At 74.2% G+C, this 13,940-nt stretch carries 16 protein-coding genes; 10 read left to right on the top strand and 6 right to left on the bottom strand.

Going from position 1 to position 13,940, the window contains the following annotated elements:
- Nucleotides 1-128: 128 nt before the first annotated feature.
- Entirely contained in the window at nt 129-950 is an 822-nt protein-coding gene (locus GA0070560_RS10340; RefSeq protein WP_091294232.1) for an HAD family hydrolase, read from the top strand.
- On the top strand, nt 947-1,762 hold the full coding sequence (locus GA0070560_RS10335) for an HAD family hydrolase (RefSeq protein WP_425412618.1): 816 nt from the start codon (nt 947-949) through the stop codon (nt 1,760-1,762). Before GA0070560_RS10340 ends, GA0070560_RS10335 begins: the two co-directional genes overlap by 4 nt.
- Before the next feature lie 4 nt (nt 1,763-1,766).
- Here the strand turns inward: GA0070560_RS10335 and GA0070560_RS10330 are convergent, their stop codons facing one another.
- Nucleotides 1,767-2,366 (bottom strand): bacterial proteasome activator family protein, encoded by a 600-nt coding sequence (locus tag GA0070560_RS10330; protein ID WP_091294226.1) that lies wholly within the window; start codon nt 2,364-2,366, stop codon nt 1,767-1,769.
- 81 nt (nt 2,367-2,447) lie between these two features.
- Here GA0070560_RS10330 and GA0070560_RS10325 point away from each other — a divergent pair, with 81 nt between their 5' ends.
- Both GA0070560_RS10325 and GA0070560_RS10320 read left to right on the top strand, forming a co-directional pair.
- Entirely contained in the window at nt 2,448-3,293 is an 846-nt protein-coding gene (locus tag GA0070560_RS10325; RefSeq protein WP_091294223.1) for an alpha/beta hydrolase family protein, read from the top strand.
- A 30-nt stretch (nt 3,294-3,323) separates the two neighbouring features.
- Nucleotides 3,324-4,550 carry an ABC transporter substrate-binding protein gene (locus GA0070560_RS10320; protein WP_091294221.1) on the top strand — a complete coding sequence of 409 codons (1,227 nt, stop codon included), beginning with the start codon at nt 3,324-3,326 and terminating at the stop codon, nt 4,548-4,550.
- 64 nt (nt 4,551-4,614) lie between these two features.
- On the opposite strand, the gene ddaH is transcribed toward GA0070560_RS10320, so the two are convergent.
- A complete protein-coding gene (gene ddaH / locus GA0070560_RS10315) occupies nt 4,615-5,448 on the bottom strand; it encodes a dimethylargininase (protein ID WP_342670420.1) in 834 nt (277 codons plus the stop codon).
- Between the two features lie 59 nt (nt 5,449-5,507).
- Between ddaH and GA0070560_RS10310 the strand changes: the two genes are divergently transcribed.
- A complete protein-coding gene (locus tag GA0070560_RS10310; RefSeq protein WP_091294217.1) occupies nt 5,508-5,966 on the top strand; it encodes an Lrp/AsnC family transcriptional regulator in 459 nt (152 codons plus the stop codon).
- Nucleotides 5,967-6,041: 75 nt separating this feature from the next.
- On the opposite strand, the gene GA0070560_RS10305 is transcribed toward GA0070560_RS10310, so the two are convergent.
- The 3 genes from GA0070560_RS10305 to mobA form a co-directional block, all read right to left on the bottom strand.
- The gene (locus GA0070560_RS10305; protein WP_091294215.1) at nt 6,042-7,148 is read right to left on the bottom strand and encodes a T3SS (YopN, CesT) and YbjN peptide-binding chaperone 1; all 1,107 of its coding nucleotides are present in this window, start codon (nt 7,146-7,148) and stop codon (nt 6,042-6,044) included.
- Nucleotides 7,149-7,241: 93 nt separating this feature from the next.
- Entirely contained in the window at nt 7,242-7,496 is a 255-nt protein-coding gene (locus GA0070560_RS10300; RefSeq protein WP_091294213.1) for a DUF6457 domain-containing protein, read from the bottom strand.
- Entirely contained in the window at nt 7,493-8,095 is a 603-nt protein-coding gene (mobA, locus tag GA0070560_RS10295) for a molybdenum cofactor guanylyltransferase (protein WP_091294211.1), read from the bottom strand. Before mobA ends, GA0070560_RS10300 begins: the two co-directional genes overlap by 4 nt.
- A 196-nt stretch (nt 8,096-8,291) precedes the next feature.
- Here mobA and fdhD point away from each other — a divergent pair, with 196 nt between their 5' ends.
- Nucleotides 8,292-9,146: a formate dehydrogenase accessory sulfurtransferase FdhD gene (fdhD, locus tag GA0070560_RS10290; protein WP_091294209.1), complete on the top strand. Its 855-nt coding sequence runs from the start codon at nt 8,292-8,294 to the stop codon at nt 9,144-9,146.
- A gap of 61 nt (nt 9,147-9,207) precedes the next feature.
- Here fdhD and GA0070560_RS10285 read toward each other — a convergent pair whose 3' ends face one another.
- Nucleotides 9,208-10,260 carry a DUF4192 domain-containing protein gene (locus GA0070560_RS10285; protein WP_091294207.1) on the bottom strand — a complete coding sequence of 351 codons (1,053 nt, stop codon included), beginning with the start codon at nt 10,258-10,260 and terminating at the stop codon, nt 9,208-9,210.
- Nucleotides 10,261-10,433: 173 nt separating this feature from the next.
- Here GA0070560_RS10285 and GA0070560_RS10280 point away from each other — a divergent pair, with 173 nt between their 5' ends.
- Genes GA0070560_RS10280 through GA0070560_RS10265 form a run of 4 tightly spaced genes read left to right on the top strand, consistent with a single transcriptional unit; the run spans nt 10,434 to nt 13,865 of the window.
- Complete coding sequence (locus GA0070560_RS10280; protein ID WP_091294475.1) at nt 10,434-11,348, top strand: fructosamine kinase family protein; 915 nt, start codon at nt 10,434-10,436, stop codon at nt 11,346-11,348.
- Nucleotides 11,345-12,358, top strand: coding sequence for a GTP 3',8-cyclase MoaA (moaA, locus tag GA0070560_RS10275; RefSeq protein ID WP_091294204.1), 1,014 nt, complete (start codon nt 11,345-11,347; stop codon nt 12,356-12,358). The genes GA0070560_RS10280 and moaA overlap by 4 nt, the downstream gene beginning before the upstream one ends.
- A gap of 3 nt (nt 12,359-12,361) precedes the next feature.
- On the top strand, nt 12,362-12,607 hold the full coding sequence (locus GA0070560_RS10270; RefSeq protein ID WP_091294202.1) for a MoaD/ThiS family protein: 246 nt from the start codon (nt 12,362-12,364) through the stop codon (nt 12,605-12,607).
- A gap of 13 nt (nt 12,608-12,620) precedes the next feature.
- The gene (locus tag GA0070560_RS10265; RefSeq protein WP_091294200.1) at nt 12,621-13,865 is read left to right on the top strand and encodes a metallophosphoesterase; all 1,245 of its coding nucleotides are present in this window, start codon (nt 12,621-12,623) and stop codon (nt 13,863-13,865) included.
- Nucleotides 13,866-13,940: the final 75 nt, after the last annotated feature.

Here is a 13,940-nt window from a genome sequence, read left to right as displayed (position 1 = left end):
CCGGTTCGTCGGGAAGTCATGGTTGCGGCCGGTTCCGCGAGGTACGGTTGCTGCCCGCCGTCAACCCCGGTCGAGGCACCGACGACCGAGAACGGCTGGCTGCGACGGCGGCGGGCGAAGGAGGAGCCATGACCCGCCCGGGACTGCCCAAGCTGATCGCCACCGACCTCGACGGGACGCTCGTCCGCAGCGACGACACCGTCTCGGCGTACACGCACGAGGTGCTCGACCGGGTGCGGGCCGCCGGTATCCCGGTGGTCGGCGCCACCGGCCGCGGCCCCCGGCTGAAGGAGCTGACCCGCAACGACATCCGCGCCGCCGACTTCCTGGTGATGGCCGGAGGCGGCTGCGTGGTGGACCAGAGCGATCCGGCCGGCCCGCTGGTGCTCCGGGACGAGCGGCTGTCGGGTGAGGTGCTGGCCATGCTCCTGGCCGACCTGGAGGCGGCGGCGGGCCCGCTCACCGTGATGGTCGAGGCGTCCGACGAGCACGACGCGCCGCTCTGGGGCGACTACCACCCGAGCTGGCCGTACCAGGACCGGTTCGAGGCGCGCAGCCGCGCCGAGTGCCTCTCCGCCGACGTGATCAAGGCGTTCGCGCGTACCGCCGACCACCACGTCGACGAACTGCTGGCCGTGGCGCGCGAGATCATCCCGCCACAGGTCGCCACGCTGACCCAGGCCGGGTTGGGGTTCATCGAGATCTGCCCGCCGGGGGTGGACAAGGCCACCGGCCTGAGCGTGGTCGCCGAGCGGTTGGGCGTGGACCCGGCGGAGGTGCTGGTCTTCGGGGACATGCCGAACGACCTGCCGATGTTCGGCTGGGCCGGGTGGGCCCGGGTGGCGGTGTCGAACGCCCACCCGGAGGTCCGGGCCGCGGCCGACGAGGTGACCTTGCGCAACGACGACGACGGAGTCGCGGTCTACCTGGACCGACTACTGTCCCGATGATGGGAGTCCCACCCCGGCTCGTCGCCACCGACATCGACGGCACCCTGCTCGCCGACGACCGTACGCTCAGCGCCCGAACCGCCGCGGTGCTGGAGCGGATCTCCGCGCGGGGCACGCCGGTCGTGCTGGTCACCGGCCGTCCGATCCGTTGGCTCCAGCTCGTGTACGACCAGCTGCCCGCCCCGCTACCGGCGATCTGCGCCAACGGCGCGGTGGTCTACGACCCGGCCACCGACGAGGTGCTCCGGGCCGACCCGCTCGCCCCGGAACACCTCGCCGAGGTGGCCCGGCGACTGCGCGCGGCGGTGCCCGACGTGAGCTTCGCGGTGGAGATCGTGGACAGCCGGCAGATGCGGCACGAGGCGCACTACCCGCTGCGCTGGGACGCCGACCACGACGCGATCCGGGCCGTCGAGTCGCCGGAGGAGCTGCTCTCGGCCCCGGCGGTGAAGCTGCTGGCCCGCGCCGGCGAGCAGGACCCGGACGCCTTCGTCGAGCTGGTCGCCGGGGCGCTGCAGGGGCTGGCCGAGGCGACCCACTCGTCGTACAGCGGGCTGGTGGAGATCTCCGCCGCCGGGGTGACCAAGGCGGCCGGGCTCGCCTGGTACGCCGAACGGCTCGGCGTGACCGAGCAGGACGTGCTCGCCTTCGGTGACATGCCGAACGACGTGCCGATGCTGACCTGGGCCGGACGGGCGGTGGCGGTGGCCAACGCGCACCCCGCCGTCCTGGCGATCGCCGACGAGGTGACCGGGGCGAACACCGAGGACGGCGTGGCGGCGTACCTGGAGAAGGTCTTCGAGGTGGGCTGACCGGTCAGAGGTACTGGCCGGTGTTGTGCTCCCCGCCCTGCGGCTGGCCCATGCCCGGCATGCCGGGCATCATCCCGGCCGGGCCGCTGGGCAGCGCCTGCCGGCCGGAGCGCATCTGCTCCAGCTGCACCCGGGCCGCCATCTGCTGCGCGACCAGCGCCGCCTGGATGCCGTGGAACAGCCCCTCCAGCCAGCCGACCAGCTGCGCGTGGGCGATCCGCAGCTCGCCCTCACTGGGGGCCTTCTCCTCGGTGAAGGGCAGCGAGATCCGCTCCAGCTCCTCGCGCAACTCGGGGGCGAGGCCCTCCTTGAGCTCGACGATCGACCGCTCGTGGATCTCCCGCAGCCGGTGCCGGCTGGCGTCGTCCAGCGGAGCGGCCTTGACCTCTTCCAGCAGCTGCTTGATCATGCTGCCGATCCGCATCACCTTGGCGGGCTGCTCGACCAGGCGGGCCGGGTCCTCGCCCGCCTGGTCGTCGGTCTGCACGGTGCCGACCGGGCGGCCGTCCGGTCCGATCACCACCACGGTGCCGGAGTGCCCGGTGTCGTCGCGGCCCGGCTCGTCGTTCTGTCCAGCGGAGTGCGCTTCGGTCATGGCACCCATCTTTACCCACCCTCGAGAGCCGCACGCGGTGGGACCGGTCACCGCCGCCGGCCACCGGCGGGGCGCGCTACCGTCGCCGACATGTCCGCCGACCCGCGCGAAGTGCTCACCCGCCCCGCGCCACCGCCCGATGCGACCGTGGCCTACGGGGACCATCCGGACCAGATCGTCGACCTGCGCCACCCGACCGGCGACGGCCCGCTCCGGCCGCTGGTCGCGATCCTGCACGGCGGCTTCTGGCGGGCCGAGTACGACCGCACCCACACCGGCCCGCTGGCCGCGGCGCTGGCCGGGCTCGGCTGGCCGGTGGCCCAGGTCGAGTACCGGCGCACCGGGCAGCCGGGCGGCGGCTGGCCGGGCACCCTCACCGACGTGCTGGCCGGGGTGACGGCGCTGCCCGGGCTGGCGGGGCGGGCGCTGCCCGGCCGGGTGGCCGCCGGGCCGCCGCTGCTGCTCGGCCACTCGGCCGGCGGGCACCTCGCGCTCCACGTCGCGGCGCACGCCCCGGCCGCCGTACGCGGCGTGCTGGCGCTGGCCCCGATCGCCGACCTCGCCGAGGCGTACCGGCTGGACCTGGACGCCGGTGCGGTGGCCGCGCTGCTCGGCGGCGGCCCGAGCGAGCACCCCGACCGTTACGCGGCCGCCGATCCACGGGCACTGGTGCCCCCACCGACACGGACAGTGATTTGCCACGGTGTGCGGGATCGACAGGTGCCGGTGGCGATGAGCCGGGACTACGTCGCCGCCGCGCGGGCGGCGGGCGGTGACGTCATGCTGGTTGAACTGCCGGAATGTGAACACTTCGGCCTCATCGATCCCGATTCGGACGCCTGGCCGCAGGTCAGGGATGCGTTGCAGTCGCTCCAGGAAGATCAAGAGCCATTGACGCAGCGTCGCCGACCAGGTAGAACGCCGGAGGGGCGGTGACGCCCCGCAACGTTCCCGGAAGGATTTTCGGTGTCGCACATGAACCGCAGGCGCGCCCTCCAACTGCTGGCCGCGCTCGGTACCACCGGGCTGGTCGCCGGCTGCGGCACCGACGACGACGGCGGCGAGACGGTAGCGGACGGCTCCCCGATCAAGATCGGCCTCGTCGCGCCCGAGAGCGGCGCGGGCAAGGCCGTCGGCCAGGACATGGTCAACGGCTTCGAGCTCTACCTGGCGATGCACGACCAACGCCTGGGCGGGCACCCGGTGACCCTGGAGAAGCGGGACGAGGGCGACACCGCCAAGACCGGCCAGGCCGCCGTCAACGGCCTGCTCAAACAGGGTGTGCTCGCCCTCACCGGGGTGGCCAACCCGGTGGTGATGTCGGGCATCCGCGACATCGTGGAGAAGGCCCGGGTGCCCCTGATCGGGTCGAACGCCTCACCGGTCAGCCTGCAGAGCGTGGTCTACATCTGGCGCACCTCGTACGTGCTGGACGAGCCGGGCCGGGCGCTCGGCGGTTACCTGAAGGAGCGGATGCCGCCCGGCAGCAGGGTCGTCATCATCGCCCCCGAGGGTGGCGGCAGCCTCGACGTGGTGCAGGGCTTCCGCCAGGCATTCGGCATCGACGACCCGCGCATCGCCGGCGAACCGATCTGGGCCAAGGCCTCCGCCAACCCCGGCGAGAACACCTACGCCGGCGACATCCGCGCGGCACTCGACCGCGACCCCGACGCGCTCTTCTGCCACTTCACCGGCCAGGCCGCGATCCAGTTCATCCGGCAGCTGCGGCGCACCCGGCCGGCCTACACCGGGCCGCTCTACGCGCCCGGCTTCCTGACCGAGGGCAACGTCCTCAACGAGGTACGCGGGGTGCTGCTGGACGACGACGACAACCTGCTGCCCGGGACGATCCAGACCGCGTCGAACTACTCGGCCGACCTGAACAACGCCGCCAACCGGCTCTTCGCCTCGGCGTACCGCAAGACGTACAACGTCTCCCCCAGCACCTACGCGATGGCCTCGTACGACGCCGCGCAGGTGCTCGACAAGGCGATCCGCCTGGCCGGGCCGGACCCGACCCCGCAGCAGGTCAACCTGGCCCTCGGCAAGATCGGCCAGATCGACAGCCCGCGCGGCGTGTGGCAGTTCAACCAGCCACGCACCCCGCAACAGAAGTGGTACCTGCGCACCGTCCAGCTCGACGGACGGCTGCTCTCCAACGTGATGATCAGTGAGGTCGCCACGCTCGGCTGAGCACCCCCGGTACGCCGAAGGGCCGGCCCTGAGGGCCGGCCCTTCGCACGTCGTCGCGGACGGGTCAGTGGCGCAGCTCGGCGATGCAGCACTTCACGCTGCCGCCGCCCTTCTTCAGCTCGGCCAGCTCGACCGGGACCGGGTGGTAGCCGGCCGCCTTCAGCTTGCCGGCCAGCCGGGTGGCCTCGCTGTTGAGCACGACGTTGAGCCCGTCACTGACCAGGTTCAGGCCGAAGGCCAGCGCGTCGGAGTCGTCCGCGACCACCGCGTCCGGGAAGAGCTGGGCGAGCACGCGCTGGCTGGCCGCCGAGAAGGCCCCCGGGTAGTAGACGACGTTGCTGTCGTCGATCGAGGCGAGCGCCACGTCCAGGTGGTAGAAGCGCGGGTCGACCAGGCGCAGCGAGACCACCGGCCGGCCGAGCGCCTCCTGCGCCTCGGCGTGCGCCGGCAGCTCGGTGCGGAAGCCGTGGCCCGCGAGGATCAGGCCACCGTGCGCGTCCGGCAGGTAGGCGAAGTCGCCCTCACCCTCGTTGGTCTCGCTCGGCGCGATGAACCGCCAGCCCTGCGACTCGTAGAAGGCCCGGTGCGCGGCGGCCTCGGCGGTCCGCTGCTCGTGCTTGAACCGGGCGCCGTAGACCGTGCCGTCCACCACGAAGGCGCCGTTGGCCGCGAAGACCATGTCCGGCAACCCCGCCCCGGGGGTGAGCAGGTAGACGTCGTGACCGAGCCCGACCAGGGTCTCCCGCAGGCGGTCCCACTGCTTGACCGCCAGCTCCGCGTCGACGGGCGTCGTGACGTCCATCCACGGGTTGATCGCGTACTCGACGGCGAAGTGCTCGGGCGAGCACATGAGATATGTCCGCTTTCGCGGGACTCGCTGCTGGTTCACGGTGACCAAGGGTAGGTAGCGTAGAACTTTGGTAACAGCCAGAACTCTTGCTTCTTGAGGGCGGAACGTTGCAGATAGATGCGGTCGACCAGCGAATCATTGCGTTGCTCGTGGCAGATGCCCGCGCCTCGTACGCAGACATCGGGACCCGGGTGTCACTCTCCGCTCCGGCGGTGAAGAGACGGGTCGACCGGCTGCGCGCCACCGGGGTGATCCGCGGGTTCACGGCGGTGGTCGACCCGGCCGCCGTGGGGTGGACCACGGAGGCCTTCGTCGAACTCTTCTGCGCCGGCCGGACCACGCCCGCCCAGATCGGGGTGGCCGCCCGACGACACCCCGAGGTGGTCGGGGCGTACACCGTCTCCGGGGAGGCGGACGCCCTCGTGCACCTGCGCGCGGCCGACATCTCCCACCTGGAGGAGGCCCTGGAACGGCTGCGGGCGGAGTCGTTCGTGACCTCCACCCGGAGCACCATCGTGCTCTCCCGGCTCGTCGAGTCCCCCGGCGTCGGCCCGTCCACGACCTGACCCTCGACCCGAGGTCGGCCTCCGGCCGTCGACTGGCGGCCGTGCGGCCGCCGTGCCGTGCCGGCGGGACGGGGGTCAGAGATACATGCCGGTGCGGTGGTCGGACTCCGCCGCCGGGCGGCCCGGCTTGTCACCCTCGCCGAAGAACCGCTTACCGCCGAACTCCCCGTGCAGCCGGTCGTCCAACTCGTCGGCCAGCCCGGTCATCACCTGCACCGCGAGCATCAGGTGGGTGGCCTGGAAGTTCCGGCCGAAGACGGGGATGGACGCCCAGACGGTGTCGTCGGCGCAGTAGAGCCGGCCGATCGGCATCCGGTTGGTCAACTCCGAGAGCTTCACGTAGAGACGCTCGGTCGGCTCGACCTCGGTGAGCACCGGGGAGAAGACGTCGACCAGCGGCGGGTTGTCGCGTACCCGGACGAAGACCATGGCCGACCCGGCGCGGATGTTGATGTCGCCGTCGGAGTCGACCTGGAGCGCGTCGGACTTCGACTTCAGCATGGTCGACACGACCGTGCGGACCCGCTCCTCCAGGGCCAGGACGTCGTTGTCGCCGCCCTGCGCGGTCGCCGCGGCGGCCAGCGCCTCGTCCAGGTCGGCCTCCACGTCCCGGTCGGGGCCGAACTCGCTGCGCGCCGTGCCGAGCGGCTCGACCGGCAGCGACTCCCCCTCCGCGTCGTGCACCAGATAGACCAGGAACGCCGGGTGCGGGGCGCCGTAGACGTCGCGCAGGGTGCGGGAGAGCAGCGCGGCGAGCTTGCTCGCGTCCTCCGTCGAGCCCTCCAGGCCGAAGTCCTCGCCCGAGCCGGCCAGCACGCCGGGCGGCGACCAGCCCAGCGCGATCATGTCCGCCACGGCGGCCCGGTCCAGCCGGTAGCCCTGCGGCAGGGTGGCGTTGCCGACGGCCCGCGCGGCGACCCGGCCCTCGGCCACGTCCACGCTCACCGAGTAGACGGCGTCACCGGTGCCGGAGGCGGTGGGGTCGAGGGTCAGTTCGAGGTGCGCCCCGGCAGGCAGGTCGCGCAGCCGCTCGGCCAGTGCCCGGGCGAACTCCCGCCACGCCTCGGTGACCTTGGCCCGCAGGTCGGCCGTGGTCGGCTCGTCCAGCAGGACCGACTCGTGATGTTCCGGCGATGCGCCGGGCTGACCAGTCGCCGGCTTCGAGGGGTGCTCCGCCGTCATGATCGCCTCCGTCCGTCAAGGTCACCCTACCCACGCCGGCCCGGGGAACGAATCCACCGCGACCGGGATCGGACAACCCGGACGGGCCGGGGCTCACTCGGAGCGTTCGCCGCCCAGCTCGACCGGCCACGTCCCGGCCAGCGCGCTCAGCCGGGCCGCCGCCTCCACCGGGTCCGCGCCGCGCCCGACGACGATCCCGAGCAGGTACGCGCTGACCGGCGCACCCGGCCGCAGCACCTGGTGCGCCACGTCCTTGGCCAGCTCCAGCACCGTCGGCACCGGCACGTCGGCCGGGTCCAGCCCCAGCTCGGCGCAGGCCGCCGTCACCCAGTCGTCCATCACCGTCATCGTGTCCACTCCTCCGCCCGGCGTACGTCCGAGTCAGTGTCGCAGTCGAACCACGGCGGCGGGCCGCTGCCGGACCACGGCAGGTCGCGCACGGTCAGTTCGGCGAGCAGCTCCCGCATCGAGGCCCCGTCGATCGTCCCGCCCCGGCGGGCGGTGAGCCGGTCGAGCGCGGCCCGCAACGGCACCACCCGCCACATCCCGCAGAGCGGCTGCCGCCGCCCCCGGTCGTCGACGAGGCACACCCCGTCGGCGTCCCGGTCCGCGTCCAGCTCGGCGCGGAGGGTGGCGACCGCCTCCCGGGTGAGCAGGGGCAGGTCGGCAGCGAGCAGGGCGACGGTGGGCGTACCGGGGCGCAGCGGGGCGAGACCGGCCGCGGTGGCGGCCACCGGGCCACCGCCGGGCGGCTGCTCCCGGGTCACCAGGACGCCGTCGGGGACCGGGCCGCCCGGCCCGACCAGGACGCGCGGGGCCGCGTCGGCGACCGCCGCCAGCACCCGCTCCCGCATGGGCAGGCCGCCCACCGGTACGCCGGGCTTGTCCCGCCCGCCCATCCGCCGGGCCGCGCCACCCGCGAGCACCACCGCCGCGTACGCCGTCACCCGGCCACCGTATCCGCGCCCCCGACCCGGCCGACCCCCGGACCGCCTCCTGCCGCGTCCACCCGGCCACCCGGCACGAATCGCGGCAGGTGGCGGCACCGGCACACCCGGACCCCACGATCGACGACAACCGGCACGGCCGGATCCGGCGGACGTCGCCGCGCGGGCGGTCGCGGCGGCGGGGCAGGATGGCGGGATGGGACGGGCGACTGACCGGCGGGGTGTGCTCCGGATCGACCTCGACGCGGCGGTCGACGGGCGGGCGGTGCTGCGCCGGCCGGACACGCTGGCGGTGGAGGAGCCGTTGGAGATCCGGGTCGGTCCGGCCGGCCCGGGGCGGCGACGCCCGCTGACGGTGACCATGCGGACCCCCGGGGACGACCTCGACCTGGCGATCGGATTCCTGCTCACCGAAGGGCTGATCCGCTCGGACGAGGACGTGCGCACCGCTCAGCTCTGCGCCGGCGCGGAGACGCCGAACACGTACAACGTGGTGGACGTGGTGCTCGCCCCCGGCGTGCCGGCACCGGTCACCGACCCGACCCGGAACTTCCACACCACCAGTTCCTGTGGGGTCTGCGGCAAGGCCAGCATCGACGCCGTCCGGACCCGGTCCCGCTTCGCCGTCGCGGACGACCCGCTCACCGTGCCCGCCGGGCTCCTGGCCGAACTGCCCGACCGGCTGCGGGCGGCGCAGCGCACCTTCGACCGCACCGGCGGGCTGCACGCGGCCGGCCTGTTCGACCCCGACGGGGGACTCGTGGCGCTGCGCGAGGACGTCGGCCGGCACAACGCCGTGGACAAGGTGGTCGGCTGGGCGGTACGCCAGCGTCGGCTGCCACTGGCCGGACACCTCCTGCTGGTCTCCGGCCGGGCCAGCTTCGAGCTGACCCAGAAGGCGTGGATGGCCGGGCTGCCGCTGCTCGCGGCGGTCTCCGCCCCGAGCACCCTCGCGGCCGACCTGGCCGAGGAGGCGGGGATGACGCTCGTCGGGTTCCTCCGGGGACGGTCGATGAACATCTACACGGGAGCGCACCGGATCAAGCCCTGAAGGCACTTCGACGGCGGAACGGACGACCGCCCGGCCGACGGGCTGGCACCGGCGAAGGGCGTCAGGACCGGCGGCGGCGGGGACGACGGCCCCTGCGGCGGACCACCGTGGACGGCTCCCCCACCGCCGGCCAGCCGTCCAGCTCCGACGGGGGCACGCCACGGCGGAGCAGGTCGTCGAGGAGGTGGGCGAGCGAGTAGTCGGGGTGCACGGCCAGCGCCCGCTCCAGCGCCACCGCCGCCAACGCGCCCTGGCCGGCCCGCCACGCGGCGAAGGCGAGCAGGCTGGCCGGAGCGGCGATCAACTCGTCCTCGGCGCGGCGGAGCACGTCGCTCCAGAGGCTGATGTCCTCGTCCCGCCCGTCGGTGCGCTCCCAGGCGTGGTCGCGTACGGGCAGGTGGGTCAGGAGCAGGCTCAGCCAGGCCACCTCGTCGTCGGTCAGCTGCTCGCCCCGACGGTGCCGGCGCAGGGCGGCCCGTACGGCGTCCACCCCGGCGGCCCGGACCGACCGGCCACCGAGCAGGTCGGCGGCGGGTGCCTGCTCCAGCAGGGTGAGCAGCCGCCCCTCGGCGCGTCTCCCGGCCCGCCGCATCGCCGCCGGATCGTGCCCCTCGCCGGGCGCGACCAGGGCGGTGAGCGCCGCCCGGTCCGGCAGGGCGACCTGGCCGGCGAAGACCGCCGCCGCACTGACCCGGCTGCTGCCCGGGTCGTACGGGGTGCCGTCGGGCGGGCAGCAGTCCACCCCGTCGCAGAGGTACGACCAGTACCGCCCGTCGGTCACCCGCAGCGCCTCCAGCACGGGCAGGCCGGCGACGGCCAGCGCGTCGCGTACCGCGTCGACGGTGGGGGTGACCCGCCCGGGCGGGCCGTACCCGATCACGGTCGCCGCGTCGGCGTCCTGCCGGGCGAGGACGTCGCCGAGGTGCCCGGCGGGCAGCCGGGGGTCGGTGTCCCGGTCGGGCAGGTCGGCACGGGCGGCGAAGACGATCCGCCGACCCCGCATCGCCACCACGACCACGCTGTCGGCGGGATGGAATCCGAGCAGGTACGGCACGGCGGCGACGAGGTCGGCGGGGGAACGGACGGTGAGCCGGGGGCGGTCGATCGCGGTCATGGGGGCAGCGTGCGGCGCGGCGGACCGGCCCCGACAGGCCCTGTGGACGACACGCGGTCCATCCACAGACACGGAGAGTGTTCGGGCAGCTCACGACGTTCCGGCACGTCCCGGAAGGCGACAGCGGACACGCCCGGGCCACCGACCCGGCCGGAAGCGGATACCTTGCGCTGATGGACCTGGCGTACCTGCGGGCGCACCCGGAACACCTGCCCACCTTCCTCACCCACCAACGGATCCGGGAGACGCCGGTCTCCGGCGGGGACATCTGCGCCGCCTCCCGGCTCACCCTGGACGACGGGCACTCCGTCTTCGCCAAGACCTGGCCGGAGCGGGCCGGCCGCCCGGTGCCGGAGGGCTTCTTCGCCGCCGAGGCCGCCGGGCTGCGCTGGCTGCGCGCGACGGGCACGGTGGCCGTGCCGGAGGTGGTGGTGGCGCTGCCCGAGCTGCTGGCGCTGGACTGGGTCGAGCCGGGCGAGCCGTCGCCCGGGGCGGCCGAGCGGTTCGGCCGGGAGCTGGCCGGGATGCACCGGGCCGGCGCGGACGCGTTCGGGGCGGAGTGGACCGGCTTCATCGGCGCGCTGCCGCAGGACAACACCCCCGACGGGGGGCCGTGGTCGGACTGGTTCGCGCGGCGGCGGCTCCTTCCGTACCTGCGCAGGTCGGTGGACGACGGCGCGCTCGGCGCCCCGGAGGCCGCCCTGGTCGAGCAGGTCGTGGCGCGGATCGGGGAGTTCGGCGGCGACGAGCCGCCGGCCCGGGTGCACGGTGACCTGTGGCCGGGCAACGTGCTCTGGGGGGCGGACGACCGGGCCTGGCTGGTCGACCCGGCGGCGCACGGCGGTCACCGGGAGACCGACCTGGCCCAGCTCGCCCTCTTCGGCGGCCCGCCGCACCTGGACCGGGTCATGGCCGCGTACCAGGAGACGTGGCCGCTCACCGACGGCTGGCGGGAACGGGTGCCGCTGCACCAGCTGCACCTGCTGCTGGTGCACACCGCGCTCTTCGGCGCGACGTACCGGGACGCGGTCGTCCGGGCAGCCCGCGCGACGCTGGGTGGGCACGGTCGCGCTACGGTCGACGGGTGACCGCCGCCCCGACGACCGACGGCGTCCTCGTCGACCGGTACGGCCGTGTCGCCCGGGATCTCCGCGTCTCACTCACCGACAAGTGCAACCTGCGCTGCACGTACTGCATGCCGGCCGAGGGCCTGCCCTGGCTGGCCGGGCCGCAACTGCTCGACGACGACGAGATCGTCCGGCTGATCCGGGTGGCCGTGGAGCGGCTCGGCGTGACCGAGGTCCGGTTCACCGGCGGGGAGCCGCTGATCCGGCCGGGTCTGGCCGGCATCGTCGCCGCAGTGGCCGGACTCACACCCCGTCCCCGGATCTCGCTCACCACGAACGGCATCGGCCTGCACCGGCTCGCGCCCGCCCTGCGCGACGCCGGGCTGGACCGGGTGAACGTGTCGCTGGACACCCTCGACCCGGGCCGTTTCCGCACGCTGACCCGGCGGGACCGGCTGGCCGACGTGCTCGCCGGGCTGGCCGGCGCGGCCACGGCCGGGCTCACCCCGGTGAAGGTCAACTCGGTGCTGATGCGGGGCGTCAACTCCGACGAGGCGCCGGCGCTGCTGCGCTTCGCTCTCGACCACGGCTACGAGCTGCGCTTCATCGAGCAGATGCCGCTGGACGCCCAGCACGGTTGGGACCGGGCGACGATGGTCACCGCCGACGAGATCCTGGCCTCGCTGGCCGGCGGGTTCACGCTGACGCCCGACCCGGCCGGGCGGGGCGCCGCCCCGGCCGAGACGTGGCTGGTCGACGGCGGCCCGGCGAAGGTCGGCGTGATCGCGAGCGTGACCCGGCCGTTCTGCGGCGACTGCGACCGCACCCGGCTCACCGCCGACGGCCAGGTGCGCAACTGCCTCTTCGCCACCGAGGAGTCCGACCTGCGCGACGCGCTGCGCACCGGGGCCGACGACGCCGACCTGGCCCGCCGCTGGCAGGCCGCGACGCGGGGCAAGCGCGCGGGTCACGGGATCGACGATCCGACCTTCCTGCAACCGACCCGTCCGATGTCGGCGATCGGAGGCTGAGCCGTGGAGCTGACCATCCGCTACTTCGCCGGCGCGCGGGCCGCCGCCGGGCGTACCGAGGAGACCGCATCCGCGGGCCGCTGCCTGGACGAACTCGTCGGTGAACTGGTGCACCGCCACGGCGACCGGATGGCCGCCGTGCTGGCGGTGGCGAGTTTCCTGGTCGACGGCGTGGCCTGCCATGATCGGCGGGCTCCGCTGCCGGCCGGGGTCACGATCGACGTGCTGCCCCCCTTCGCGGGCGGCTGAGGAAGAGGCTGGCATGTTGGCGACCCTGGCGTTCGTGGCCACCCTGACCCTGATCACCGGGTTGATCCACTTCTACCTCTGGAAGCGGCTGGTCAAGGACACCACCCGGGCCGGCCGCTGGCGCCGCATCGGCAGCGTCGTCGCGCTGGTGCTGGCCCTGCTCGTGCCGGCGACGATGGTGGCCACCCGGGCCGCCGGGGCGTTCTGGCTCGCCTGGCCCGGCTACCTCTGGCTGGCGGTGATGTTCTACCTGCTGGTCGTCCTGGCGGTGCTGGAGGTGCCGATGGCGGTGGCGAAGCTGGTGCTGCGCCGCCGGGCGGTGCTCGCCGAGCCCACCGCCGCCGCGCCGGAGCCCGTCCTCGTGGGGGCCGCCGGCAACGCCGAGCCGCCCGCCGCCGCGGCCGTCGAGCCGGACCACGACCCCTCCCGCCGGTTGCTGCTCTCCCGGGGCGCGGCGATCTTCGCCGGTCTCACCGCCGCGGGCGTCACCGGGTACGGCGTCCGCACCGCGACGGGTCCGCCGCAGCTGGACCGGGTGCAGATCCCGCTGGCCCGGCTCCCGCGGAGCATGGACGGCCTGCGCATCGCCACCGTCTCCGACATCCACATCGGGCCGCTGCGCGGCCGGGAGCACACCGAGCGGATCGTCGCCGCGATCAACCGGCTCGACGCGGACCTCGTCGCGGTCGTCGGTGACCTGGTCGACGGTTCCGTCGCCGAGCTGGGCGGGGCGGCCGCGCCGCTGCGTGACCTCCGTTCCCGGTACGGCAGCTTCTTCGTCACCGGCAACCACGAGTACTACTCGGGGGTGGAGGAGTGGGTCCGGGAGGTGGACCGGCTCGGCCTGCGGGTGTTGCAGAACACCCGGCTGGAAATTCAGGCCCGGGGCGGCGTGCTCGACCTGGCCGGGGTGAACGACGTCACCGCCGCCGGCACCGGCCTGGCCGCCCCGCCGGACTACGCCGCCGCGCTGGCTGACCGGGACCCGACCCGGCCGGTGGTGCTGCTGGCCCACCAGCCGGTGGCCGCGCGGGAGGCGGCGAAGTTCGGCGTCGACCTCCAGCTCTCCGGGCACACGCACGGCGGGCAGATGGTCCCGTTCAACCTGGCCGTGAAGCTCCAGCAGCCGGTGGTCTCCGGTCTGGGCGAGGTGGACGGCACCAAGGTCTACGTCACCAACGGCGCCGGTTTCTGGGGTCCGCCCGTCCGGGTCGGGGCCCCGCCGCAGGTGACCCTCGTCGAGCTGCGCGCCCCATAGCGCGACCAGGGTGCGCAGTCCAGCACCGGATTGCTCAGGTCACGCGTACGCGTGGCGGCGGGCGGGTAGTGGACC

Source organism: Micromonospora halophytica, from assembly GCF_900090245.1.
Classification (GTDB): Bacteria; Actinomycetota; Actinomycetes; order Mycobacteriales; family Micromonosporaceae; genus Micromonospora; species Micromonospora halophytica.
Note: the sequence above shows the minus strand (reverse complement) of the source record. Positions and strands in the feature narration are given on the sequence as shown.